The following is a 24,612-nucleotide window of genomic DNA, read 5'->3' as shown; positions in this document are numbered from 1 at the left end:
ACGTATTATTTTATATACTATTTGTTGATGATAACGTTTTCGGTATTGATAACGCTATTATCTATTCCCTCCATTTTACATGTAGCACGTACAAGGCATTTATATGATGATGTTGGCCATTTTCGCAAACAGCATGACCACGGCATACCACGCCTGGGCGGTGTAGCCATATTTGTAAGTTTTACCATTACACTTTTATTATTCAGCATTATTGATAAAAATATACCCATCAGTTACCTGCTAACTGCCAGTATAATTTTGTTTATAATGGGTTTAAAGGACGACCTGTCGGGCGTAAACCCCAGCACTAAGTTTTTAATACAGTTTATTGTAGCAACCATATTGGTTATTTTGGGCGATATACGTTTTACCAGCATGTATGGTGTTTTTGGTGTTTACGCTATCCCGTATATTACAAGTGCTATATTATCTATCCTGTTCATCATACTTATTATTAACGCCTTTAATTTAATTGACGGTATTGACGGGCTTGCAGGCACCACCTGTATTATTGTGAACGGGGCGTTTACCATACTGTTCACCCATATGAAGCATTATGAAATGGCGGCGGTGTCATTAACCATAGCCGGAGCCGTATTGGGCTTTTTACGCTACAACCTTACGCCGGCAAAAATATTTATGGGCGATGCCGGCTCCTTATTAATAGGGCTTATATCTGCTATAATGGCTATACGTTTTATAGAGCTGAATAAATTTACCGGTACAACTACACCCGCTGTAATATCTGCGCCGGCCGTGGCATTTGCTATACTTATAGTGCCTATATTTGATACCCTGCGTGTGTTTACCCTGCGCGTTTTATATCGTAAGTCACCTTTCAGTGCCGATCGTAATCACATACATCACCGCATATTAAGGCTGGGCTATACGCACCTGCAAACCACCTTTATTTTAGGGGGCATAAATATTTTGCTTATTGTAATAGTGCTGGTGTTTGCGCCTCTTGGCAATTTAACACTTATGATACTGATACTTGCATCATCAATGCTGTTTAACTGGGCAATAACATTTTTTCTGCGTACAAAAGAAAGAGAAAAGTTATCTGTACGTAACCTATTTGTATAACCGCTATCCACCTGTATAATTTTATTAGTTTTGCACCTTAATTTAATGTGCAAATGAGGATCGCTATAAACGGTTTTGGCCGTATAGGCCGTATATTTCTGAGAACTATTCTTGCAAAACCCGGTATTGATGTAGTGGCTATTAATGACCAGGCCGATACTGCCACGCTTGCCCATCTCTTTAAGTATGACTCTGTACATCGTGGCTTTAAAGGAACAGTAACCAATGATGAGAATAACCTGTATGTAAACGGCAAACAGATCATCGTTTTGCAGCAAACCGATCCATCACATTTACCCTGGAAACAGCTGGATATTGACCTGGTGGTAGAAGCAACCGGGAAATTTATTACCGAAGCAGGGGCTTTAAAGCATATTACAGCAGGTGCTAAACAAGTTATTATTTCGGCACCATCAAGCGATAAAAGTGTCCCAACGGTAGTATTAGCTGTTAACGATGGCGAGGTAGATCTACGTTCGCCCGTCTTGTCTAATGCATCATGTACCACTAACAACGTAGCTGCTATGGTAAAGATACTGGATGATAACTGGCATATTAAAGATGGCTACATTACCACTGTACATTCCATGACGGGCGACCAAAACCTGCACGATGCGCCACACAAAGACTTGCGTAGGGCAAGGGCTGCATCAGCATCAATCATCCCAACAACAACTGGGGCGGCAAAAGCCATTACCAATATATTCCCGCATTTAGAAGGGCGTTTAGGGGGGGCTGGTATCCGGGTACCGGTGCTTAACGGCTCGCTTACCGATTTTACCTGCAGCCTTGAAAAAATGCCAACCGTGGCCGAAATAAACGCCGCCTTTAAAGCCGCTGCGGATGGCCCCATGAAAAACGTACTGGAATATACCGAAGACCCGATAGTATCTACAGACATACTGGATAACCCGCACAGCTGCATCTTTGATGCGCAGCTAACCTCAATAGTAGGCGGGTTGGTAAAAGTTGTGGGCTGGTATGATAACGAGATGGGATATAGCAGCCGCCTGGCCGATTTGGTTGAAGAAATAAGCCAGCTACCATTATGATAAAATTTATTACTGCCGATGATGTGCTGCCTATCCGCAACGAAGTATTGCGCGACGGTAAGTTAACCCTTGATGAATGCCGTTTTGAGAATGATGATGCCGAAGGTTCGTTCCACTTAGGGTATTATAAAGATGACGAATTAGCGTGCATAGCATCTTTCCATCCAAAAAGTTACACAGGTTTTGAAGGCAGGGCCTACCAGCTAAGGGGTATGGCTACGCTGCAGAAATACAGGGGCAAAGGCTACGGCAATATGCTGGTTAACTTTGCCATAACCTACCTGCGCGGGCAAAAGGTAAACTACCTGTGGTGCAATGCCCGCAAACAGGCTGCTGCATTTTATTTAGGTGTTGGTTTCGAGATTATTTCGCCCGAATTTGAAGTGCCCGGTATTGGGCCGCATTATGTAATGTATGTTAAAATAAAATGAAATTTTGATGAATATCCAACATCTTTTTAACTTTTGGGTTGGCTATTAGGATAAATTTTGACAACTTGCCATCGTTCATGAAATTATATACATCAATATGAAGACAATAGATCAGATCAGTTTTAACGGTAAACGTGCCCTTGTGCGTGTGGATTTTAATGTTCCCCTGGACGAGGATTATAACATTACCGATGATAACCGTATGACTGCGGCCCTGCCCACCATTAAAAAGATATTGAAAGATGGCGGTGCCGTTATTTTAATGTCGCACCTGGGCCGGCCCAAAGATGGCCCTACAGAAAAATATAGTTTAAAGCATGTGGTGCCTCACCTAGCCGACCTGTTAGGCCAGCAAGTACAGTTTGCTGACGACTGTATTGGTGAGGATGCTATCCAAAAATCAAAAGAGCTTGAAAAAGGCGAAGTGTTATTATTAGAGAACCTGCGTTTTTATAAAGAAGAAGAAAAAGGTGATAAAGCTTTTGCCGAAAAACTTTCAAAATTAGGTGATGTGTATGTGAATGATGCCTTTGGTACCGCTCACCGCGCACACGCTTCAACAGCAGTTATAGCGCAATTTTTCCCTGATGCAAAAGTATTTGGTTACCTGATGGCTGCCGAATTAAACAATGCTGAAAAAATATTGAACGATGCCCCGAAACCATTTACTGCTATAATGGGTGGTTCAAAGGTGTCTGACAAGATAGAACTGATAGAAAAACTACTGGATAAGGTAGATAACCTGATCATCGGCGGTGGTATGGCTTACACTTTTGCTAAGGCAGATGGTGGCAGCATTGGCACATCATTAGTTGAAGCTGATAAACTCGACCTGGCACGCAGCCTGGTTAAAAAGGCAAAAGAAAAAGGTGTGAACCTGTTATTGCCTGTAGATAATGTGATTGCCGATAAATTTGGTAATGATGCCAATACCGATGTTGCTAAAACAGGCCAAATTCCGGATAACTGGATGGGATTGGATATTGGCCCTGAAACCGTTAAGCTATTCAGCAAGATTGTTGAAGAATCAAAAACAATCCTTTGGAATGGCCCTATGGGTGTTTTTGAAATGGAAAAGTTTTTGGTAGGTACCAAAGCCATTGCCGAAGCCGTAGCTAAAGCTACCGACAACGGTGCTTTCTCATTAATTGGCGGTGGCGACTCTGCCGCAGCTGTAGCCAAGTTTGATATGACCAAAGATGTTAGCTACGTATCAACAGGTGGTGGTGCATTACTGGAATATATGGAAGGTAAAGAACTGCCGGGCGTTAAGGCTATTAACGAAGATTAAAATAATAAGCATATTAAGGAAGGCAATCATAAACAATGATTGCCTTTTTTGTTTATAAATTATACTGTATCAACACCATTACTGCCATGATGAAAAATATATTAAAAGCGGGTGCGCTATCCATATTGGTTTTAGCGGCATGCAACCAAACGCAAAAAAATAAAAAAGAGCAGGATAAGAAAGAAACAGCCTCAGTGGTTAATCTAAAAACTGATGACGAGAAAATTGCTGCATTTAAGGATACGGCCCAGGCCAGGCTCCATATATTTCTGGATAGCCTTAAACCACACGCACTTGATAGTAACTACAGGTTTTTGGTAAAATCGGATTTTGCGGAGGGTGCAGACCACGAGCATATGTGGAGCGTGGTTTATAAATACGCCGATGGAAAGTTTACCGGGATATTTGCAGATTCGGCAATTGTATTAAAAAACCTTAAGATAGGCGCCCCTGTGCTCATCAACCAAAAAGATGTGGAAGACTGGGCCATTTATGATTACAAGCGTAACACCGATCTGGGGAACTTTTCTGATAAATATTTACGCAGCCAGCAAAAAGGGAGTAAATAATTTCCGTAACGATTTTGTGTAAGGCGCTGAATTATCAGCGCCTTTTTTGTTTAGGTTATTTTCCTATTTTAATGCCATGAAAAAACGGGACTATTTGTTAAGCTTTATTATTTGTTTTATCAGTTTTTCGGCAGTAGCGCAAAAGTTACCATCTGCGGATGCCATTATAGCCCGCTATGTAAAAGTGATAGGAGGGGAGAAACTATGGACAGCGGTAAAAACATCAGAATTCCATGCAGAGGCAACTATCGGTGATAAAAAATTGAATATGCTGGTGATTAAAGCCGGCCCGGGGAAGTTTTATCAAAGCATGGAAGGTGGCGGGCTTTCTATAATGGAGATATATGATTCAGGTGTTGCCATCGCCATACAAAATGGCAAGCGGACTAAAATAACAGATACCATCGCGCTTGATCATTACCAACTACAATCATATATCCTTCCTGATATGAATTATATAAAATTGCAATATAAACGGCAGGTATCAGGGCTCGAAAACATTAACGGCGTACCCTGTTACAAGATTATTCTTACCTCCCAAAACGGATCTGTAAACACCAATTATTATGAACAGAACAGTGGTTTGCTAAGTATGGTTGAAAAGGGCGGTATTAAAACTTTTTTAAACGATTATAGATTTTACAAAGGCTGTTCTATCCCGTTTAGTATGTCAACAGACCTTGGGGACGGATACAGTATGAAGGTTAAGGTTGCTGAATGGCTTATTAACGGGAAAAGCAGCCTTGAGCTTTATAACACCAAGAAACAACAGGCACAACTTTAGTAACGATTTTGTGGAAGGCGCTGATTTGTCAGCGCCTTTTTTGTTTTATTCATTACTTTTAAAGCATCAATCAAAAAACAAATGAAAAGAACTTTCTTAGCTTTAGCCTTTCTGCTTTTCGCTTTCAGCTCTTTCGCCCAAAGCGATGCTGCATACGTCAAAGAAAACTATACCAAATATGAATACGAGATACCCATGCGCGACGGCAAAAAGCTGTTCACATCGGTATACGTACCTAAAGACCAAACTAAAAAATACCCCATCATGATGGACCGTACCTGCTACAGTGTGGGCCCATACGGGGCAGATAAATATAAAGGCAGCCTTGGCCCCTCGCCGCAATTTTTACATGATGGGTACATATTTGTTTACCAGGATGTACGCGGCCGCTGGATGAGCGAGGGCATCTACGAAGAAATGACCCCCGAGTTGGAGGTGCATAAAACCAATAAAGATGTTGATGAAGGTACCGATACTTACGATACTATAGACTGGCTGCTTAAAAACCTGCCGAATAACAATGGCAAGGTAGGGGTATGGGGTATATCTTATCCGGGCTTTTATACTACAACAGCACTGTTAAGCCGCCACCCGGCGCTGGTTGCCGCATCGCCGCAGGCCCCGATTGCAGATCTGTACCGCGACGACGCCTTTCATAACGGCGCATTTATGCTGGTAGCTAACTTTGGCTTTTATCCGGGCTTTACCAACAGGCAGGATGATAAACCAACCCAACGCAGGGCTAAAGGCTTTAACCCCGGTACCGAGGATGGCTATAAGTTCTTTTTGGATATGGGCAGCATGCGCAACTCCAACGTAAAATATTACAAAGATACCATCCGCCTGTGGAACGAAATGATGGATCACCCAAATTATGATCAGCACTGGAAAGACCGCAACGTGTTAACCCACCTGCACGATATTAAAACCGCGGTACTGGTTACCGGCGGCTGGTACGATGCCGAGGATTTATACGGCGCCATCAACACCTATAAAGTGTTGGTGAAAAAGAACCCAACCACACCTGTTTATTTTGCTATGGGCCCATGGGTACATGGCGGCTGGGCACGCGGTAACGGCGACCACTTGGGCGACGTTAGCTTTGGCGAACCAACAGGTCCGTTTTACAGGGAGAAGATAGAGTTTGCATTTTTTAGTCATTACCTGAAAGGTACCCCGCTTGATCTGCCGAAGGTAAACACTTTTGAAACGGGCGTAAATTCATGGAAAACCTACAAGGCATGGCCACCTGCCGAAGCCCAGGAGAAAAACCTGTACCTGCTGCCGGGCGGTAAATTATCCTTCGCGGCGCCTACTGCTGCTACCGATGATTTTAAAGAGTTTGTATCAGACCCGATGAACCCGGTGCCGTTTATTGATGGTATTGACTTTGACATGAAACGCGAATACATGACCGCCGACCAGCGCTTTGCCGAAAAACGCCCGGACGTGCTAACCTACAAAACTGAAGTACTGGATAAGGACGTTACCATTGCCGGGAACATTTGGGCAAACCTGAAGGTAAGCACCACCGGCACCGATGCCGACTGGGTTGTAAAAGTATTAGATGTTTACCCGGATACCGCCGCTAACAATAAGTTTACGGGTAAAGATGTAAGCATGGCCGGTTATGAGCAAATGGTACGCAGCGAGGCTATGCGTGGCAAGTTCCGCAATAGCTTTGAAAAACCCGAGGCCTTTGTGCCCGGTAAGGTAACCCCGGTAAATTTTGAGCTGCAGGATGTGCTGCACACCTTTAAAAAAGGCCACCGTATTATGGTGCAGATCCAAAGCACCTGGTTCCCGTTGATTGACAGGAACACCCAGCAGTTCCAGGATATTATGAAAGCCAAAGATACCGACTTTAAGAAAGCAACGCATAAAGTGTACAGCTCAAAAGCACATCCAAGTTATTTGAAGGTGAGGGTGATGTAAGGTATTATTGCCACCATGTCGTTGCGAGGAGCGATAGCGACGTGGCAATCTCAGCATGTCCGGGAATGCCCTTTATCTCTGGTTAAAGTGAGCAAGAGCTAAGCAAGCTGCCTGCTAGCTCTGATTTGTTAGTAATATTAAATAATTGATTATCAGGTGTTCATAAATGTTCATGAGCGTTCACGGCTGTGAACGTGAACACCTGATAATCGAAGTTTAACGAAAATCGGTTAATTTGATCAACGTATGCAAAATATCATCAACATCACCGCCATCCAGCATATCGGTATCCCGGTGACTAATATGGACGTTTCAGAGGCGTTTTACGGTCGTTTAGGCTTTGCCAATGTAATGCAGGGCGGTTTTGGCGAAGAGGGCGCACGCGGCACCTGTATAATGATGAAGCGCGATAGCATGGTCATTGAACTGTACCAACTGCCCGAGCCTGGTCTATCAGAGATCCGCACCCGCAGGAACGGCCATATAGACCATGTTGCTTTTGATGTGCCTGATATTGATGAGGCTTTTGATACCATAAAGCGAGCCGGCTTTAATATCATAGAGGCGGAACCTGTATTCCTGCAGTTTTGGGCCAGCGGCTGCAAGTACTTTAACATTACCGGGCCCGATGGCGAACGGTTGGAATTTAACCAGGTTTTGTAAACATTTTTAATAATTACTATGTTTGCATAGTAATTTAGTGTTATGCAATTTTCCAGCTTAAAATATTTACTGGTATTTATCTGCATATTTTCTATTTTGGAAAGTACTGGCATCTCTGTGGTTTCGCTGCTTACTAAAAATCACATCGCACAAAACAATAGCCCGATTGCCAACGATGACGAAACCACCCCCGAACGCACCGAAACCAAAGAAAACAAGCTAAAAGAACTTTGGGCGAGTGAGTTGGATTTAAAGATCCCCTATCTATATATCAGTTTAACAAAGGTTACTTACCCCCATAAGCAGCCTACCGCTCATTTAGCGTGGGTGCCGCCGGTGCCTACCCCTCCGCCAAACTATATAGGCTGATTCTTCGGTTTATATTAACGGTCGGCAGATATTGCAGGCTATTCTATTTATATCATTTTAATTTACTATCATGAAAATTCGTGTTCAATATTTATTGTCATTATCTGTTGTATTATCTGTATTTACATTCACTGCAAAAGCGCAGCAGGTAAGCGATGCACAGATCAAAACAAACACTACGCCCATTACCAATTCATTAAGTTATATCACCCGCCTGCAACCCGTTAGTTACGAATATAACCGGGGCGATTATAAACAGTTAAACCTGCCCGCAGGTATGCAATTCGGTTTTATTGCCGGCGATGCAAAGCAAGTGGTGCCATCGATTATAACTACGCATAACAATTGGTACAACGCGGGTAAAAACAACCCACGTACCATTACCACAGCCGAAGTAGACCTGCAAAAGCTGGTGCCTTTACTGGTTGGAGCCATCAAAGAGCAACAAGCCCAGATTGAAATGCTAAAGCAGGAAGTGCAAAAGTTAAAGCAGGCCAGGTGATTTTAATAAGCCTGTAACACGTGGCGTAAACCGTGTTACAGGTTTATTATACATGGGCTGTTACGCAATAGATTTGTAGTGCGTAATAGATATAAACCAACCAATTATGTATAAAAAGCTACTTTTAGTATTAATGTTGGCCACCAGTTTATCGGCCTGCAAAAAAAAGTGCAAAAAAATCAGGATGTGACGCCAACCAATTTTGCACAGCTCAGGCTGTTTTTTTGAGAGTTGCGTTTACCGATAACCAGGGCAAACCAACCATTGTAGAAGAGTACTCCCTAAAAAACTTACGTACGGACAAACCGGTAACACGCATACCTACAGATCCAATTATTGATTATGTTGCCGGTTATGTATTGGTAGCTAACGATGGGATAAAAACTGAGTTTTCTACCGAAGGCGATGATGTTGAAATAACCGCCAAAAGCAAAGCAACGGGCCAGGTTAAAAAGGTTATTGTAAAAATATCAGGCGGCTGTAATTGCCATGTAGCCAAACTATCAGGCCCCGATACTGTAAAATTCGACTAACAATATCATACTATCATTGTTACAATTCAGTTTATAGTGCATAGCTTTACTTAGGCTAAGTATTTACCTAATTGAATTATAAGCAATGGATATTAAAAAAGTATTAATCGCAGGCTGCATTGTTTTGGCTGCCATATCATCAAAGGCTCAAAAAGCAACAAACGCTAAATTATACCACGAACCATACCGTCCGCAGGCGCACTTCTCGCCCAAAACAATGTGGACAAACGACCCTAACGGGATGGTATACTATAAAGGTACTTATCACTTGTTTTTTCAGCATTACCCTAAAGCTACAGTTTGGGGCCCAATGCACTGGGGGCATGCCGTGAGTAAAGATCTGATCCATTGGAAACAGATGCCTATTGCCCTTTACCCCGATAAACTGGGATATATATTCAGCGGCAGCGTGGTGGTTGATGAGAATAATACCTCGGGTTTTGGCACAAAGGGCAAACCCGCCATGGTAGCCATATTTACTCACCACGACCCAAAAGGGGAGAAGTCGGGTTCATCTGTATTTCAAAATCAAAGTATTGCCTATAGCCTTGATGAAGGTGCCACCTGGACGAAATATGCCGCCAACCCGGTGCTTAAAAATCCCGGTATTAAAGATTTCCGCGACCCTAAAGTGTTTTGGTACGCAGCAGGTAACAAATGGGTAATGAGCCTGGCCACTAAAGACAGGATAACCTTCTATTCATCGCCAAACCTTAAGGACTGGAAAAAAGAAAGCGATTTTGGCCAGATGCTTGGTGCGCACGGTGGCGTTTGGGAATGCCCCGATCTTTTCCCGCTTAAACTAAACGGTAAAGAATATTGGGTTTTACTGGTAAGCATAAACCCGGGCGGTCCAAATGGCGGCTCGGCTACGCAATACTTTGTGGGGCATTTTGATGGCAGCAAGTTTATACCCAGCAGTAACCAAACCAAATGGATTGACTTTGGCCCTGATAATTATGCAGGGGTAACATGGGGCAACACCGGCAACCGCAAAGTATTTTTAGGATGGATGGGCAACTGGTTTTATGCCAACGATGTGCCAACCCTAAAATGGCGAAACGCCATGACTATACCGCGCGAGCTTTCCTTAAAACTTACCGCGGGCGATATCTGGCTAACATCAACCCCGGTAGAAGAGTTAGATAAAATTGTAACTAAAACCATTAAGGTAGATGCCGAATTGCTGGCAAAAAACAACAATATCTTTTCGGTGATAAAACAAACGCCAACGCAGTACACGCTTAAGTTTAATACAAAAGCTGTTAAAGATTACTCGGTAATGCTATCTAACGATGCAGGCGAGGCGCTTGTAGTTGGTTACGATGCCAAAAACAGCCGCTATTATATCGACCGTACCAAAGCCGGACAAAATAAATTCAGTAAGCAATTCATGCCCAAAGCATACGCGCCAAGGCTGTCAACATCGCTTACTTCAGATTTTGAGCTGGTTGTAGATGTTTCATCTATCGAACTATTTGCCGATGGCGGGCTAAGCAACCTTACCGGTGTGTTCTTCCCCAAAAAGCCTTACAACCGTTTAAGCATTATAAACAACGGCATGGAGATAGAGCATTTACAAATACAGCCGTTAAAGTCAATTTGGTAAGCTAATGTTGGTTTAGAGGTAAAAATTTATAGTCTATAGAATAGTGCTTGGTTTTTTTGTCATAAAGATAGGTTAGTGTAAACTTTTGTTTTACTACTTTCCCGTTAATTGTAGCAGGTTTTAATATAGGCATGTCGTGTAATGCCGATATTACTGCGCTTTCCATTCCTATGTCTGCAGTGCCGGCGGTTTTTATATTTTTGAATTTTCCCAATTCGTCAATTTCTGCTGTTAAGTGTATATCAAATAGCCCAAGGAAAGGGGAGCTATTGCCGCGAGTTTTATTGAATAAACTGCTAAAAAGTTCCGATCTGAAATCATACCTATTAGCCTCATAGTGCGCATCTAAGTAAATGTTATCATCATGTTTTATGATGTTTTCGGTAAACATTGGGGTATTGGCATTGCACGGATAACTTGAAATGGCCATGTTTTCTGCTTGTAAAAATGGTAAAGCCTCTGGTGGCATCATTACTACTCTTGATGCATTTTTGTAGTTGCCGGTTATGCCAATACCCTTTACAAAATGCCCGTCTTTAAAAGTTTCGGTGTTTATAACCTTCACAAGACCGTTACTGTTTATAACAAGCTGCCAGGTGCCTTCCGGTTTTCCGTTCAAAAGCTTACCTTTCCAGACTGCCCGCCCGCCGTCGTTATCGTTTGCAAGGCTCACCATGTATTCGCCGGTGCCGTTATCAACTACCTTTTCGCCGGTTATAGCCCATGAATCCTGTACAATTATTGAATTGCTTACAGCTATAAAAATAGTGTGAGGCTTTCCATTTTCGTAGTAGGTTTCCCATTTGCCATCAAAAACATTGTTTTTGTACCGGCCCTTTGCCTGTAAGTTTCCGTTTACGTAACGAGATATAAAAAGCCCCTGCTTAAGACCGCTTTTATCATACAAACCTTGTGTTAAAATTACGTTGGAGTCTAACCTGCTTACATCTGTAAAAGCACCATAAAATTTCTTTTCGTCTGCATTAAAATGAGTAAAGCGTATTATCTGGCTGCAGCTATCCTCTATCATGTCAAAACTCTCGTTTAGGGTAATAGAAACACTGTCTTCCTGTATATACTTGATATTAATATTGCGTGGCTCTTCACTTTCTTGTGCAGAGGCATCTATTGAGAAAAATAAATGTGACAGGCACAAAACAAGTACAGCAGAAAATATTTTCATAACAATCGAGATAAGTAAGGTCTTATTTTAAAATTACGGCTGTACCGGTAAAAACCGATAATTAAAACTATACATACCGTTATGGATCCTAAGCGTAATGCTGAAGCCTTGTTTAACAGGTTTGCCATCAACAGTGGCTGGTTTTAAACGTGGCAAAGTATGTAGCTTGTTAATTACCCCCTGCGATATGCTGATGTTAAACGGATTGATTTCCTTTAGTTTTGCTATGCTGCCCTGTTCGGTTATTTCTCCTTCTAAAACAAGCTGTTCATCGTACGATTTCAGGTCGACAGTGTTCAGGTAACTGGCTACGACCTCACCAATATGGTCCGAAAATGAATTGATCCCGCCTGAGTAACTGGCATTAACAACATTTTTTTGTTTTACAAAATCACCATCGCATGGAACGCGGGATATCAAAAGGTACTCGGCCGATACGAACGGGAAAAAAGTAGGTGAAATAAGTACTATCCTCGATTTATCGGTATATTCTGAAATTGAGGTGTTGCCTTTTTGAAAAGTGCCGTTTTTAAATATTTCGGAAGATAGGTCGGTATCGTCTGCCACCTTTTTAGCCTTCCACTTGCCATCCGGCCGTCCATTAAGCAATTTACCTTTCCAGTACATATAAGGGGGCATATCTGCCCTGTAGGTGCCATTGCCATTGTTAACCGTTTTAATGCCCTTATCGTCCCACACATCAATAATCTTTATGTCGGCCCCATTGGCCTCAAACGTCATGAGTGGTTTACCTGTATCGTAAAATATTTCCCATTTGCCATCAAAAAGGCCATTTTTAAAATTGCCTTTTGCCTGCGGATTGCCGTTTAAATAATTAATAATAAATGGGCCCTCTTTAAGTCCATCTGCCGAATACGTGCCCTGGGTAATCAGCAGCTTTTGATCTGCACGGCTTACGTCTTTAAATGATCCGGTGAATTTTTTTTCCTGTATGTTGAGATGCGCATACCGATAAACCTGGCTGCAGCTGTCCTCAATCAGGTTAAATTCTTCGTTAAAACTTAAACGGGTACTGTCGCCTTTAATAAAATCCAGTCGGATGTTTCTTTGAACAGGGCCTTGTGCATATGCTGAGCAACAGCAAAGTGCTGTGATAAAGGTGGTTAGGGATAGTTTCATTATCGGGGTAATCGTACTGTTAAAATACAATTATTTACCAATTAAAACCATCTGTTTAAAAATTGTTACAAGTGGTTACTCCAGTACCACCGTTTTATTTTTATAGACAAATACTCTATCGTCAAAAACAAGTTTAAGTGCTTTGGCTAATACGGCGGTTTCTATTTCCTTACCGGCCTTTACCATATCCTGCACATTCAGCGAGTGATTGGCAGGTATTATTTGCTGCGCGATGATGGGGCCTTCGTCCAGTTCGTCGGTAACATAATGGGCGGTGGCGCCTATTAGTTTTACGCCGCGCTCGTATGCCTGTCGGTAGGGGCTGGCGCCTGCAAATGCCGGTAAAAAGGAGTGGTGGATGTTAATGATCTGCATCGGGAAATGGCTCACAAAATCATGCGATAAAATCCGCATAAACTTGGCCAGAACCAGGTAGTCATATTCGTACTTTTTGATGGTATTAACCAAGCTTTGCTCATACAAATTTTTATCAGCGGTTGCGGGTAAATGATAAAAAGGTACATCAAAACGCCGGCAAATATCCTGCAGGGTATCGTGGTTGCCAATTACGCACTGTACGCTGGCGCCCAGCGTTTTAAAATAATTACGCACCAGTATATCAGCCAGGCAATGGTATTCTTTGGTTACCAGTACAATTATCTTTTTTTCGGGAACGGGGTTTATTTTAATGAGCGCATCTGCCGGTAAAATTTCGCGCAGGTTTTCTTCAAGTTCCTCTGCGCCAATTGTTTTATCTACCTCAAGGCGCATAAAAAACAGGTTGGCGGTATTGTCTACATGCTCATGCATGCTGATTATATTGAGCTCTTTCTGGGCTAACAAGCCGGATATGGCTGCAACCAGGCCTACGCGGTCGGCGCACTGTATAACAATGATCATTCTTTAGCTAATAAATACTGTCTCAAAGCTATCATTATTGAGAAAATAACATAGCCGAAAAAACATCAAAAATGTTGAAAACTTTTTGGTGGTAAAAAGTGTCATAAAGTGGTAAAAGTAATATACTTTTACATTACAAATATTGTTGACCGTAAAGAATGTCCTATTTAACCGGAGAATTTAATTGTAAACTGGATGCCAAAGGGCGGATGATGATCCCTTCGGACCTTAAGAAACAGCTTCCAGAAGCTGAGAAAGAGGGTCTTGTGATCAATCGTGGCCTTGAGAACTATCTTGTTATTTACACTAAACGGGAATGGGACAAGAAACTTGACGAACTGAGCAAACTTAACGAATACGATAGAAAAGCAATCCAGTTTGTAAGATATTTTACCGCCGGCGCAACAAGTTTGCAGCCCGACGGTACCGGAAGGGTTAACCTGCCGAAGAATTTATTGGATTATGCAGGCATTACCAACGAGGTTGTTTTAACCTGCATGCTTAATAAAGTAGAGGTTTGGGACAAAAAAGCGCACGAGAAAATGATAAGCAATGAGCCTGAAAACTTTGCGGCATTAGCCGAAGAGGTAATGGCTAATAAAGGAAGGGGGCGTGATGAGTAATTACCATACCCCAGTTATGCTGGCTGAGTGCATAGAGGCTTTAAATATTAAGCCAAACGGTACTTATGTTGATGTGACCTTTGGCGGTGGCGGTCACTCGCGCGAGATCATGAAACATCTTGGTGGTGGCGGGCGTTTGCTGGCTTTTGACCAGGATGCTGATGCGCAGCAAAATATGATAGATGATGACAGGTTTACCTTCATCGATCAAAACTTCAGGTATCTGAAAAACTTTACCCGTTTGCATGATGCTATCCCGGTTGACGGGATACTTGCAGACCTTGGCGTATCATCATATCAGTTTGACCAGGCCGAGCGTGGTTTTTCCATCCGTTTTGATGCCGAACTGGATATGCGCATGAACCAGGCATCAGACCTGAGTGCTAAAGAGGTGGTGAACAATTACAGCGAGGCCGATCTGCACCGCATTTTTGGGATGTATGGGGAAGTGCAAAACGCAAAATCGCTGGCTAAAACCATTGTAACTGCAAGGTTGAATGGCCCGATAGTTACCATTGCTGATCTGAAGAACGCAATAAGCAATATCACCCCGAGGGGGAAAGAAAATAAATACCTGGCGCAGGTTTTTCAGGCGCTAAGGATTGAGGTGAACCAGGAGCTGGAAGCCTTGAAAGATTTTTTAATACAGTCGGCAGATGTGCTGGCAACCGGCGGCAGGCTGGTAGTAATGTCGTATCATTCGCTGGAGGACAGGCTGGTGAAGAATTTTATCGCCAAAGGCAAATTCAGCGGCGAGGTAGAGAAGGACCTGTATGGTAATAACAACCGCCCGTTTGATGCGGTTAGTCGCGGTGCTATTATAGCCAGCGATGAAGAGATATTAAGTAATAACAGGGCACGTAGTGCTAAATTAAGGATAGCTGTAAAAAAATGACCAATCGTTTACGTACAGAAATTCAGGAGGAAGAATTAGAAGAGCAAAAGCTTATTGTGGAAGAGAAACCCGTAAAAAAGGATCTTCCTGATAACTTTTTTACGCAATTCTTAAGAAATGGAGTTGTCACTACTGATGCTGCTACCAGTGCTTTGCCTTTTATTTTTTACGTGGCCTTTTTGGGAATGTTATATATAGGTAACAGGCACCTGTCTGAAAACAACATACGCGATATTGATAAAATAAGCAAAGAGGTTAAAGAGCTGAGCTGGGAATACAAAAGCAGCAAAGCTGATCTGGCCTTTAAAAGCACACTTACCGAGGTTGCCAAGCGTGTAGATACGTTAGGTATTAAAGAGGCTAATCAACCGCCGCAAAAAATAACTGTAAAGGAGGACGTACAGGAATGAGTATCAGAACCAACATACTTGTCAGGGTTTACCTTGCGTTTGGGTTGATCCTGCTTTTTGCAGCAGCGGTGGTATTTCAGCTTTGCCGTGTGCAATTTGTGCAGGGGGAGAAATGGAAGGCTATGTCAAGGGTGCAGTCAACCCGTTACAAAAACATAGAAGCGGCAAGAGGTAATATTTTTGCGGTAGATGGCAGCCTGCTGGCAACATCGGTGCCAGAGTATGAGCTGCACATGGATATGCTGGCCGGAGGCATTGAAAATGATAAGGTATTTAATGAAAAGATAGACTCGCTTTCGATGAAATTGGCGAACTATTTTGGTGATAAATCTGCACGCGAATATTCAAGACTTTTCCGTGATGCGCGTAAAGATAGATCGCGTTATCAATTGGTTAGGCGCAAGGTTACTTATAATCAACTCAAGGACATCCGTAAGTTCCCCATATTTAACATGGGTAAGTATAAGGGTGGGTTAATTGCAGTGCAGCAAAACAGGCGCATCATGCCATTCCGTTTTTTAGCGGAGCGTACCATTGGTTATAAAAACGAAAACGTAAAAAATGGCGTAGGCCTTGAAGGTGCATACGCCAACTATATAAACGGCGAAAACGGTAAACGTATGGAGCGCCGCATGGCAGGTGGTGTTTGGATGCCTATTAATGATGAAGATGAAATTGCACCTAAAGAAGGGGCGGATATCATATCAACCATTGATGTGAATATGCAGGACCTGGTGCAAAGCGCGTTAGAAAAGCAATTGATAATTACCAAAGCCGATCATGGTACTGCTATTTTAATGGAAGTGGCCACAGGCGAAGTAAGGGCAGTTGCAAATTACACGCGCATGCCCGATGGTTCTTTTAAAGAGAAATTTAACTATGCTATTGCAGGGAACCAGGATCCGGGTTCAACTTTTAAGCTGGCATCATACATGGCCTTGCTGGAGGATCATAAGGTAGACACCAATACCATGGTTAATACGGGTGAATATCCTATACCGGGCCATACCATTAAAGATTCACACGGAAGCATTGGCCGAGTAACGGTAAAAAAAGCGTTCGAGAAATCATCAAACGCGGCGGTTGCTTACCTGGTGAATAATGGTTACAAAAACGATCAGTCGAAATTCACCGATCATTTATACAACTGGCACCTCAACGAGAAAATGGGACTGCAGATACCTGGTGAAGCGCAACCGGTAGTAAAAAATCCAAACAACCGTAGCTGGAACAAGAACATGACCCTGCCACAAATGGCCTATGGTTATGAAATGCAGTTAACCCCATTAAAAATGTTAACCTTTTATAATGCAGTTGCAAATAATGGCAAGCTGGTAACGCCGGTTTTTGTAAAAGAGATAAGAAGGTTAGGCAACACCGTAGAGCGTTTTCAAACCCGCACGGTAAACGAAAAAATATGTTCTGATATAACGCTGAAAAAGATGCAGGAAATGCTTGAAGGCGTTGTTACAGAGGGTAGCGGTAAAGAATACGTTTATAACCCGTTATATAAAATAGCCGGTAAAACCGGTACCGCACAGGTTGCAGATGCTAATAAAGGCTACAAAGCTAAAAAGCAATATCAGGCATCTTTTTGCGGGTACTTCCCGGCTGATAAGCCAAAGTACTCATTGATAGTGGTTATTAACGACCCTAAGAACGGCTACTATGCGGCATCAGTTTCGGGCCCTGCTTTCAGGGAAATTGCCGATAGGATATATGCGGGCGATATGGAGTTGAACCAGGCCCCTTCACACTTAATAGGTAATACTACGCTGCCTAAATTTAAACAGGGTAACCTTAAAGCTTTAAAAAAAGTGTACAACAACCTTGGTATAAAACCACTGTATGCATCGGCTACGCCAACAGGCGTTGATACCAGCAGCGGCATAGTATCTGAGGATAATAAATATAAAACAGGCACGGTGCCAAATGTTACCGGTATGGGCTTAAGCGATGCGCTTTATGCCTTGGGTAACGCAGGCTATAAGGTATCGGTAAAGGGCAGCGGCTCGGTAACCACGCAATCGGTAACCGGGGGTAGCATTATACCGAAAGGTTCAAAAATAATAATAGAACTGCAATGAGATATTTGAGCGATATATTAGAGGGGGTGGCATTTACCGAATTACAGGGAAGTGCCGATGTGGAGATATCTGCAATTGTTTTTGATTCGCGCCGGGTGGTGCCGGGCTGCATGTTTGTAGCCGTAAAAGGTACCGCCGTTGATGGGCATGATTATATTGACCAGGCCATAAAAGATGGGGCAATAGCTGTTATCTGCGAGGAACTACCTGCACATACTGCTACCGAGGTTGATTTTTTAATGGTTGCCGATTCGGCAAAGGCTTTGGGAACCATCGCTGCTAATTTTTACGAGAACCCGTCATCAAACCTAAAACTGGTTGGTGTTACCGGTACAAACGGTAAAACCACTATTGCTACACTACTTTATAAGCTGTTTAGGGATATGGGCTATAAATGTGGTTTGCTTTCAACGGTAGAGAACCAGGTGAACGGCCGCGTTATCCCCTCTACCCATACTACGCCTGATCCGGTTGCTTTGAATAAGTTACTGAGCGATATGGTGGATGAAGGCTGCGATTATTGCTTTATGGAAGTGAGCTCGCACGCTATCGCACAACATCGTATTGAAGGGTTGAAGTTTTCGGGGGGTATATTCTCGAATCTTACGCATGACCATTTGGATTACCATAAAACATTTGAGAGCTACCTGAAAGCCAAAAAAGCATTTTTTGATACCCTGCCAAAAAGCGCGTTCGCACTTACAAACAGCGATGATAAAAATGGTAATGTGATGCTGCAGAACACACCGGCACACAAAAAAACTTATGGTTTAAAAAGTATGGCCGATTATAAGGCCCGTATTATTGAAAACCAGTTTGGCGGCCTGCTGCTAAATATTGATAGCGAAGAGGTGTGGTTTAAACTGGTAGGTACATTCAATGCTTATAACCTTTTGGCTGTTTATTCGGCGGCTTTATTACTGGAGCAGGATAAATCAAAAGTACTGGTTAGCCTGAGCAAATTAACCGGTGCCGAAGGCAGGTTTGAATACATTGTATCACCAAATAAAATAATAGGAATTGTTGATTACGCCCACACCCCGGATGCGGTGCAGAATGTGCTGAGCACTATTCATGACATCCGTAAGGGAAGCGAAAAAGTAATAACCGTAATTGGCTGCGGGGGCGACAGGGACAAAACCAAACGCCCAGTTATGGCAAAGGTTGCTACCGAATGGAGCGACAAGGTGATCCTTACATCAGACAACCCGCGTACCGAAGACCCCGCCCAGATCATAAAGGATATGGAAGAAGGGATAGACCCCGCCTTTAAACGCCATACTGTAAGTATTGCTGACAGGCGCGAGGCTATTAAAACGGCCTGCATGTTTGCGCAGCCGGGAGATATTATACTGCTTGCCGGTAAGGGACATGAAAAATACCAGGAGATAAATGGCGTGAAAAACCATTTTGATGATATGAAAGAGTTGCTTGAACAATTTAAAGAACTGAATTAACACAAAGCCGATGCTATATTATCTATTTAGCTATCTGAGTAAAAATTACAGTATCCCCGGGATAGGTGTAATGCAATACATCACATTCCGTATGGCTATGGCGGTAATAGTATCGTTGTTGGTTACAACGGTTTACGGCCGCAGGCTGATAGATTACCTGCGCTTTAAACAGGTTGGCGAAACTGTACGTAACCTGGGGCTGGAAGGACAAATGCAAAAATCGGGTACGCCTACAATGGGTGGTATCATTATCATTTTAGGGATACTTATACCTACGTTATTGTTTGCCAAACTCGATAATATATATATCATCATGATGCTGGTTACTACCATCTGGCTGGGTTTAATAGGCTTTCTGGATGATTATATTAAAGTATTTAAAAAGAATAAGGAAGGGCTTGCCGGCAAGTTTAAAATAACCGGGCAGGTAGGTCTGGCGCTCATCATCGGGTGGACGATGTACTTCCATACCAACATTACCATCAGGCAAGAAGTTAAACTGCCTGTTAAGTATGACGTGCCGGTTGATTTTCATATGCGTGGCGATAAGCCTGTTTACACGCAGGATGTAAAATCGACCAAAACAACCATGCCTTTTTACAAGAACAACGAGTTTGATTATGCCAAAGTATTAAAGTTTATTGGCCCCGGGTACGAGCATTATGCTTTGCTTGTATTTATGGTTTTTGTTATCGTTATCATTACTTCGGTATCAAACGGTGCAAATATTACCGATGGTATTGACGGGCTGGCAACGGGTACTTCAGCAATCATCGGGTTAACACTGGCCATACTGGCTTACGTATCTGGTAACACCATGATAGCCGATTACCTGAATATTATGTATATACCCAACTCGGGCGAACTGGTGATTTTTGCCGGAGCCTTTGTAGGTGCGTGTGTTGGCTTTTTGTGGTACAATTCTTACCCGGCGCAGGTGTTTATGGGCGATACCGGCAGTTTGGCTATAGGCGGTATCATAGCTGTGTTCGCTATTATTATCCGTAAGGAGTTGCTGGTGCCGGTATTATGCGGCGTGTTTCTGGTAGAGAACCTGTCAGTAATTATGCAGGTGGGCTGGTTTAAGTTCACCAAACGTAAATATGGCGAAGGCCGCAGGATCTTCCTGATGGCGCCGCTGCATCACCATTATCAAAAGAAAGGTTTTCACGAATCAAAGATCGTAACCCGGTTTTGGATCATCTGCATATTCCTGGCGATTATAACGGTGATAACGCTCAAGCTGAGATAAGAGAATTAAGAAGTAAGATCAAGAGATAAGAATCAAGACACAAGGCAAAGAATAGTGAATACATCTAATAACATACCCAATCAAAAGCTTCCCCTTCAGGGGACGGGAGGGGTAAGGCTTGCTATACTTGGCGCCGGCGAAAGCGGCGTTGGGGCGGCATATCTTGCACTGAAACAGGGATATGATGTGTTCGTGTCGGACTTTGGGCCGATTGCCGATCATTACAAACAACAACTGAAAGCCTGGAACGTAAGGTTTGAAGAGAATGGCCATACCGAAGGTGAAATATTAAAAGCTGCCGAGGTAATAAAAAGCCCGGGTATACCCGATAAGGCGCCGATAGTAAAAACACTGGTGGCAAATAATATCCCGGTGATATCCGAGATCGAGTTTGCTGGCCGCTATACCGATGCTAAAATGATATGCATAACAGGTTCAAACGGTAAAACAACAACCGCCAGCCTTACTTATCATATTCTTAAAAACGGGGGCTTAAATGTAGGCCTTGCCGGTAATATTGGTAAAAGCTTTGCCTACCAGGTAGCTACCGAAAAATTTGAATACTACGTGCTGGAGATAAGCAGCTTTATGCTGGATAGTATGTACAAATTCAGGGCGGATATAGCGGTGCTTTTAAACATCACCCCAGATCACCTTGACCGTTACGAATACAAGCTGGAGAATTACGCAGCATCCAAATTCAGGATAACGCAGAACCAAATCGGCACCGACCATTTTATTTATTGTGCGGATGATACCGAAACAATAAAAGTAATGGAAGGGAAAGAGATAGCAGCACAGCAGTTGCCATTCTCTATACAAAAGAAGATTGGCGAGGGAGCATACCTCGATCAGGATAACCTAATTATAAACGTACACCAACAACATTTTCAAATGTCAATAAACGAACTGGCCCTACAGGGAAAGCACAACATCTACAATTCTATGGCTTCGGGTATCGTAGCCAAAGTGCTTGAGTTACGCAACGAAACGATGCGGGAGAGTATGGGTAACTTCCGGAATATTGAACACAGGCTGGAGTTGGTGGGTAAAATATCGGGCATTAGTTTCATCAACGATTCTAAGGCCACCAATGTAAACTCCACCTGGTACGCGCTGGAGAGTATGACAACTGATGTTGTTTTAATATTGGGCGGTGTTGATAAGGGTAATGACTACAGTATGCTTAAACAATTAGTTAAGCAAAAGGTAAAAGCCATAGTTTGTTTAGGTAAAGATAACAAGCGTATCCACGATGCTTTTGAGGATGATGTAGAAGTGATAGTGAACACCGCATCCGCCGCAGAGGCAGCACAGGTGGCTTATCATTTGGCCGAAAAGGGAGATACGGTATTGTTATCGCCTGCCTGCGCAAGTTTTGACTTGTTTAAGAATTATGAGGATCGCGGTCGTCAATTCAAAGACGCAGTTAAAGAACTATAATAATCGGTGAAATTGCATAATCAGTGTAATCGCAAAAAATAATATGAATCAGATACTCAGTAACGTAAAAGGGGACCGCTGGATATGGCTTATCGTCATACTGCTGTCTGTGCTGTCATTACTTGCTGTATATAGCTCAACGGGGACGCTTGCCTATAAACAGGGTAAAGCGGCAGAACTGATATTGATGAAGCATCTGTTTATGATAATAGGGGGTATTGCGCTGATGTATTTTTCGCACCTGTTAGATTATCGGTATTATGCAGGTATCTCAAAAATACTGATGGTGATCACCATCCCGTTACTGTTATATACTTTGCTTTTTGGTAGCCACATCAATGAGGCCAGCCGCTGGATAGCCATCCCCGGAACAGGGTTAACCTTCCAGACATCCGATTTGGCAAAGCTGGCATTAATAACCTACCTGGCACGTACGCTATCGCGCAAGCAGGAGAATATAAAAGATGTAAAAAACTCCTTTATCCCAATTATGGGCTCGGTTTGTGTGGTGTTTGCATTAATAGCCTGGGCAAATCTTTCAACCGCTTTAATGCTGTTTGGTGTAAGTATTTTACTGCTTATTATGGGGCGTATAAGTGTTAAACAAATAGCGGTAGTTTGTGTTGCAGGTGTAGTGTTGCTGGCAGGTATTATGTTGTTAGGCCCGCGCCGCCACATGTACCTAACCCGTATAAACACGTTTATGCATCCTGATAAGGCCGACCCGGATAAATCGTTCCAGGCCGACCATTCAAAAATAGCTATAGCAACAGGCGGATTTTTTGGTAAAGGACCGGGCAACAGTACCGAGCGAAACATATTACCGCACCCGTATTCGGATTTTGTTTACTCGACCATTATAGAAGAGTACGGCCTATTTGGTGGGGTGATATTGATAGCGATTTACCTGTTCCTGTTATACCGGTGTATAAAAATTGTAACCAAAGCGCCCAAGGCCTTTGGGGCTCTGCTGGCCGCAGGGCTAAGCTTTAGCCTAACCATACAGGCATTTGCCAACATGGCGGTAGCAGTAGGGTTAGGGCCGGTAACAGGTGTGCCATTGCCGCTGGTAAGTATGGGTGGTACATCCATATTATTTACAAGTGTGGCGTTTGGTATCATACTATCGGTTAGCCGGGATATAGATGAACCGAAAAAGGTTGTAGTAGGCGAAATAAGTGTAGCGAATTAGATAAATTTCGATTTTTTGATTTCGGATTTAAATATGCAGCTATTTAGAATTTAGAGTTTAAGATTTAGAGTTTTTAAAAAGAATGGCAAAAAGGATCATCATAAGCGGCGGCGGTACAGGAGGGCATATCTTCCCGGCTATTGCTATTGCCAATGCTTTGAAAAAGCTTGATCCGGATACAGAGATATTGTTTGTTGGTGCCAGTGGGCGTATGGAAATGGAAAAGGTTCCGGCGGCAGGTTATAAAATAATAGGGTTAGATATACAGGGCATCCAGCGTAAATCCGTCTGGAAAAATGTGATGTTCCCGGTTAAGCTGCTAAACAGTGTGCGCAAGGCCATTAAAATTATAAAAGATTTTAAGCCCGATGCTGCGGTTGGCGTAGGTGGTTATGCATCAGGTCCGTTGTTATATGCAGCATCGTTAAAGGGTATACCAACGCTGATACAGGAACAAAACTCCTATGCAGGTATCACCAACAAATGGTTGGGCGCCAAAGCAAAAAAGATCTGCGTTGCGTTTGATGGGATGGAGAAATTTTTCCCGTTCGATAAGATCATCAAAACCGGTAACCCTATCCGTAAAGATTCGGTGAATATTGCCGGCAAACACATGCAGGCGCTGGAGTTGTATAAACTGTCATCGTTCAAAAAAACGGTGCTGATAACCGGTGGCAGCCTTGGTGCGCGTACGTTAAATAGCAGTATACTGGCAGGCATCGAAAAGCTGGTGGCTGCGGATGTGCAGGTGATATGGCAAACAGGTAAGTTCTATTATAAAGCAATAGTAGAGCAATTAGGCATTGATTACCATCCTGATGTTTGCGTAGTGGAGTTTTTAAACCGTATGGACCTGGCTTATGCCGCAGCCGATGTGATCATATCACGAGCGGGGGCAGGTACCATAGCTGAGCTTTGCGTGATCAAAAAACCGGTGATATTGGTGCCATCGCCAAACGTGGCCGAAGACCACCAAACAAAAAATGCGCTGGCGCTGGTACAGGAAAATGCCGCTGTGTTTGTGGCCGACAGAGACGCCGAGGCAAAACTGGTAGATAAAGTGCTTGCACTTTTAAAAGATAATGATTTACAAAAAACATTAAGCAATAACATTGGCAAACTGGCCCTGCCCAATGCCGATGACGTTATTGCAAAAGAGGTTATCCAAATAACAAACAACAATTAGATGGCTAATCCTCCTGTATA

General features: G+C 43.0%; 24 protein-coding genes. 21 read left to right on the top strand and 3 right to left on the bottom strand.

The genetic code is table 11. The features are described from left to right. Nucleotides 1-27: 27 nt before the first annotated feature. The 12 genes from IDJ75_RS20345 to IDJ75_RS20290 all read left to right on the top strand — a co-directional run bounded on the left by IDJ75_RS20345 (nucleotide 28) and on the right by IDJ75_RS20290 (nucleotide 10,824). Entirely contained in the window at nucleotides 28-1,086 is a 1,059-nt protein-coding gene (locus IDJ75_RS20345) for an MraY family glycosyltransferase (protein ID WP_224746694.1), read from the top strand. A gap of 53 nt (nucleotides 1,087-1,139) precedes the next feature. Further along, a complete protein-coding gene (gene gap, locus IDJ75_RS20340) occupies nucleotides 1,140-2,138 on the top strand; it encodes a type I glyceraldehyde-3-phosphate dehydrogenase (RefSeq protein ID WP_191177503.1) in 999 nt (332 codons plus the stop codon). Then, nucleotides 2,135-2,569 (top strand): GNAT family N-acetyltransferase, encoded by a 435-nt coding sequence (locus IDJ75_RS20335; RefSeq protein ID WP_191177502.1) that lies wholly within the window; start codon nucleotides 2,135-2,137, stop codon nucleotides 2,567-2,569. Before gap ends, IDJ75_RS20335 begins: the two co-directional genes overlap by 4 nt. Before the next feature lie 97 nt (nucleotides 2,570-2,666). Continuing rightward, on the top strand, nucleotides 2,667-3,860 hold the full coding sequence (locus IDJ75_RS20330; protein WP_191177501.1) for a phosphoglycerate kinase: 1,194 nt from the start codon (nucleotides 2,667-2,669) through the stop codon (nucleotides 3,858-3,860). An 86-nt stretch (nucleotides 3,861-3,946) separates the two neighbouring features. After that, nucleotides 3,947-4,429, top strand: coding sequence for a DUF2314 domain-containing protein (locus tag IDJ75_RS20325; RefSeq protein ID WP_191177500.1), 483 nt, complete (start codon nucleotides 3,947-3,949; stop codon nucleotides 4,427-4,429). Nucleotides 4,430-4,505: 76 nt separating this feature from the next. Beyond that, the gene (locus tag IDJ75_RS20320) at nucleotides 4,506-5,213 is read left to right on the top strand and encodes a hypothetical protein (protein ID WP_191177499.1); all 708 of its coding nucleotides are present in this window, start codon (nucleotides 4,506-4,508) and stop codon (nucleotides 5,211-5,213) included. A gap of 81 nt (nucleotides 5,214-5,294) precedes the next feature. Next, the gene (locus tag IDJ75_RS20315) at nucleotides 5,295-7,148 is read left to right on the top strand and encodes a CocE/NonD family hydrolase (RefSeq protein WP_191177498.1); all 1,854 of its coding nucleotides are present in this window, start codon (nucleotides 5,295-5,297) and stop codon (nucleotides 7,146-7,148) included. Between the two features lie 246 nt (nucleotides 7,149-7,394). Continuing rightward, nucleotides 7,395-7,811 carry a VOC family protein gene (locus IDJ75_RS20310; protein ID WP_191177497.1) on the top strand — a complete coding sequence of 139 codons (417 nt, stop codon included), beginning with the start codon at nucleotides 7,395-7,397 and terminating at the stop codon, nucleotides 7,809-7,811. 42 nt (nucleotides 7,812-7,853) lie between these two features. Continuing rightward, nucleotides 7,854-8,180, top strand: coding sequence for a hypothetical protein (locus IDJ75_RS20305; protein WP_191177496.1), 327 nt, complete (start codon nucleotides 7,854-7,856; stop codon nucleotides 8,178-8,180). Nucleotides 8,181-8,250: 70 nt separating this feature from the next. Next, nucleotides 8,251-8,682, top strand: coding sequence for a tail fiber domain-containing protein (locus IDJ75_RS20300; protein WP_191177495.1), 432 nt, complete (start codon nucleotides 8,251-8,253; stop codon nucleotides 8,680-8,682). A gap of 224 nt (nucleotides 8,683-8,906) precedes the next feature. Then, a complete protein-coding gene (locus IDJ75_RS20295) occupies nucleotides 8,907-9,215 on the top strand; it encodes a hypothetical protein (protein WP_191177494.1) in 309 nt (102 codons plus the stop codon). Between the two features lie 85 nt (nucleotides 9,216-9,300). Next, the gene (locus IDJ75_RS20290) at nucleotides 9,301-10,824 is read left to right on the top strand and encodes a glycoside hydrolase family 32 protein (RefSeq protein ID WP_191177493.1); all 1,524 of its coding nucleotides are present in this window, start codon (nucleotides 9,301-9,303) and stop codon (nucleotides 10,822-10,824) included. Nucleotide 10,825: 1 nt separating this feature from the next. On the opposite strand, the gene IDJ75_RS20285 is transcribed toward IDJ75_RS20290, so the two are convergent. From IDJ75_RS20285 to purU, 3 genes are all read right to left on the bottom strand, one after another. Continuing rightward, on the bottom strand, nucleotides 10,826-12,007 hold the full coding sequence (locus IDJ75_RS20285) for a toxin-antitoxin system YwqK family antitoxin (protein ID WP_191177492.1): 1,182 nt from the start codon (nucleotides 12,005-12,007) through the stop codon (nucleotides 10,826-10,828). A gap of 33 nt (nucleotides 12,008-12,040) precedes the next feature. Then, nucleotides 12,041-13,147: a toxin-antitoxin system YwqK family antitoxin gene (locus IDJ75_RS20280; RefSeq protein ID WP_191177491.1), complete on the bottom strand. Its 1,107-nt coding sequence runs from the start codon at nucleotides 13,145-13,147 to the stop codon at nucleotides 12,041-12,043. Nucleotides 13,148-13,222: 75 nt separating this feature from the next. After that, nucleotides 13,223-14,047, bottom strand: a complete 825-nt coding sequence (purU, locus tag IDJ75_RS20275; RefSeq protein ID WP_191177490.1) for a formyltetrahydrofolate deformylase — start codon at nucleotides 14,045-14,047, stop codon at nucleotides 13,223-13,225. Nucleotides 14,048-14,205: 158 nt separating this feature from the next. Between purU and mraZ the strand changes: the two genes are divergently transcribed. The 9 genes from mraZ to murG all read left to right on the top strand — a co-directional run bounded on the left by mraZ (nucleotide 14,206) and on the right by murG (nucleotide 24,592). Next, entirely contained in the window at nucleotides 14,206-14,670 is a 465-nt protein-coding gene (mraZ, locus tag IDJ75_RS20270) for a division/cell wall cluster transcriptional repressor MraZ (RefSeq protein WP_191177489.1), read from the top strand. Then, nucleotides 14,663-15,565, top strand: a complete 903-nt coding sequence (gene rsmH / locus IDJ75_RS20265) for a 16S rRNA (cytosine(1402)-N(4))-methyltransferase RsmH (protein ID WP_191177488.1) — start codon at nucleotides 14,663-14,665, stop codon at nucleotides 15,563-15,565. Before mraZ ends, rsmH begins: the two co-directional genes overlap by 8 nt. Beyond that, a complete protein-coding gene (locus IDJ75_RS20260; protein ID WP_191177487.1) occupies nucleotides 15,562-15,975 on the top strand; it encodes an FtsL-like putative cell division protein in 414 nt (137 codons plus the stop codon). The genes rsmH and IDJ75_RS20260 overlap by 4 nt, the downstream gene beginning before the upstream one ends. Continuing rightward, nucleotides 15,972-18,062: a penicillin-binding protein gene (locus tag IDJ75_RS20255; RefSeq protein WP_191177486.1), complete on the top strand. Its 2,091-nt coding sequence runs from the start codon at nucleotides 15,972-15,974 to the stop codon at nucleotides 18,060-18,062. The genes IDJ75_RS20260 and IDJ75_RS20255 overlap by 4 nt, the downstream gene beginning before the upstream one ends. Further along, a complete protein-coding gene (locus IDJ75_RS20250; RefSeq protein WP_191177485.1) occupies nucleotides 18,059-19,519 on the top strand; it encodes a UDP-N-acetylmuramoyl-L-alanyl-D-glutamate--2,6-diaminopimelate ligase in 1,461 nt (486 codons plus the stop codon). The genes IDJ75_RS20255 and IDJ75_RS20250 overlap by 4 nt, the downstream gene beginning before the upstream one ends. A gap of 10 nt (nucleotides 19,520-19,529) precedes the next feature. Next, nucleotides 19,530-20,771: a phospho-N-acetylmuramoyl-pentapeptide-transferase gene (gene mraY, locus IDJ75_RS20245; protein WP_191177484.1), complete on the top strand. Its 1,242-nt coding sequence runs from the start codon at nucleotides 19,530-19,532 to the stop codon at nucleotides 20,769-20,771. Nucleotides 20,772-20,825: 54 nt separating this feature from the next. Next, nucleotides 20,826-22,214, top strand: a complete 1,389-nt coding sequence (gene murD, locus IDJ75_RS20240) for a UDP-N-acetylmuramoyl-L-alanine--D-glutamate ligase (protein ID WP_191177483.1) — start codon at nucleotides 20,826-20,828, stop codon at nucleotides 22,212-22,214. 43 nt (nucleotides 22,215-22,257) lie between these two features. Further along, nucleotides 22,258-23,406 (top strand): FtsW/RodA/SpoVE family cell cycle protein, encoded by a 1,149-nt coding sequence (locus tag IDJ75_RS20235; RefSeq protein WP_191177482.1) that lies wholly within the window; start codon nucleotides 22,258-22,260, stop codon nucleotides 23,404-23,406. A gap of 82 nt (nucleotides 23,407-23,488) precedes the next feature. Then, on the top strand, nucleotides 23,489-24,592 hold the full coding sequence (gene murG, locus IDJ75_RS20230; protein WP_191177481.1) for an undecaprenyldiphospho-muramoylpentapeptide beta-N-acetylglucosaminyltransferase: 1,104 nt from the start codon (nucleotides 23,489-23,491) through the stop codon (nucleotides 24,590-24,592). Nucleotides 24,593-24,612 lie beyond the last annotated feature (20 nt).

Origin of the sequence: Mucilaginibacter rigui, assembly GCF_014773275.1 — a bacterium.
Taxonomy (GTDB): domain Bacteria; phylum Bacteroidota; class Bacteroidia; order Sphingobacteriales; family Sphingobacteriaceae; genus Mucilaginibacter; species Mucilaginibacter rigui_A.
This window is presented reverse-complemented; position numbering and strand designations above follow the sequence as displayed.

Excerpts from the sequence above, each read along its gene's own strand:
- IDJ75_RS20345 (WP_224746694.1), top strand. The coding sequence starts at position 28 with ATGATAACGTTTTCGGTATTGATAACGCTATTATCTATTCCCTCCATT.
- gap (WP_191177503.1), top strand. The coding sequence starts at position 1,140 with ATGAGGATCGCTATAAACGGTTTTGGCCGTATAGGCCGTATATTTCTG.
- IDJ75_RS20335 (WP_191177502.1), top strand. The coding sequence starts at position 2,135 with ATGATAAAATTTATTACTGCCGATGATGTGCTGCCTATCCGCAACGAA.
- IDJ75_RS20330 (WP_191177501.1), top strand. The coding sequence starts at position 2,667 with ATGAAGACAATAGATCAGATCAGTTTTAACGGTAAACGTGCCCTTGTG.
- IDJ75_RS20325 (WP_191177500.1), top strand. The coding sequence starts at position 3,947 with ATGATGAAAAATATATTAAAAGCGGGTGCGCTATCCATATTGGTTTTA.
- IDJ75_RS20320 (WP_191177499.1), top strand. The coding sequence starts at position 4,506 with ATGAAAAAACGGGACTATTTGTTAAGCTTTATTATTTGTTTTATCAGT.
- IDJ75_RS20315 (WP_191177498.1), top strand. The coding sequence starts at position 5,295 with ATGAAAAGAACTTTCTTAGCTTTAGCCTTTCTGCTTTTCGCTTTCAGC.
- IDJ75_RS20310 (WP_191177497.1), top strand. The coding sequence starts at position 7,395 with ATGCAAAATATCATCAACATCACCGCCATCCAGCATATCGGTATCCCG.
- IDJ75_RS20305 (WP_191177496.1), top strand. The coding sequence starts at position 7,854 with ATGCAATTTTCCAGCTTAAAATATTTACTGGTATTTATCTGCATATTT.
- IDJ75_RS20300 (WP_191177495.1), top strand. The coding sequence starts at position 8,251 with ATGAAAATTCGTGTTCAATATTTATTGTCATTATCTGTTGTATTATCT.
- IDJ75_RS20290 (WP_191177493.1), top strand. The coding sequence starts at position 9,301 with ATGGATATTAAAAAAGTATTAATCGCAGGCTGCATTGTTTTGGCTGCC.
- IDJ75_RS20285 (WP_191177492.1), bottom strand. The coding sequence starts at position 12,007 with ATGAAAATATTTTCTGCTGTACTTGTTTTGTGCCTGTCACATTTATTT.
- IDJ75_RS20280 (WP_191177491.1), bottom strand. The coding sequence starts at position 13,147 with ATGAAACTATCCCTAACCACCTTTATCACAGCACTTTGCTGTTGCTCA.
- purU (WP_191177490.1), bottom strand. The coding sequence starts at position 14,047 with ATGATCATTGTTATACAGTGCGCCGACCGCGTAGGCCTGGTTGCAGCC.
- mraZ (WP_191177489.1), top strand. The coding sequence starts at position 14,206 with ATGTCCTATTTAACCGGAGAATTTAATTGTAAACTGGATGCCAAAGGG.
- rsmH (WP_191177488.1), top strand. The coding sequence starts at position 14,663 with ATGAGTAATTACCATACCCCAGTTATGCTGGCTGAGTGCATAGAGGCT.
- IDJ75_RS20260 (WP_191177487.1), top strand. The coding sequence starts at position 15,562 with ATGACCAATCGTTTACGTACAGAAATTCAGGAGGAAGAATTAGAAGAG.
- IDJ75_RS20255 (WP_191177486.1), top strand. The coding sequence starts at position 15,972 with ATGAGTATCAGAACCAACATACTTGTCAGGGTTTACCTTGCGTTTGGG.
- IDJ75_RS20250 (WP_191177485.1), top strand. The coding sequence starts at position 18,059 with ATGAGATATTTGAGCGATATATTAGAGGGGGTGGCATTTACCGAATTA.
- mraY (WP_191177484.1), top strand. The coding sequence starts at position 19,530 with ATGCTATATTATCTATTTAGCTATCTGAGTAAAAATTACAGTATCCCC.
- IDJ75_RS20235 (WP_191177482.1), top strand. The coding sequence starts at position 22,258 with ATGAATCAGATACTCAGTAACGTAAAAGGGGACCGCTGGATATGGCTT.
- murG (WP_191177481.1), top strand. The coding sequence starts at position 23,489 with ATGGCAAAAAGGATCATCATAAGCGGCGGCGGTACAGGAGGGCATATC.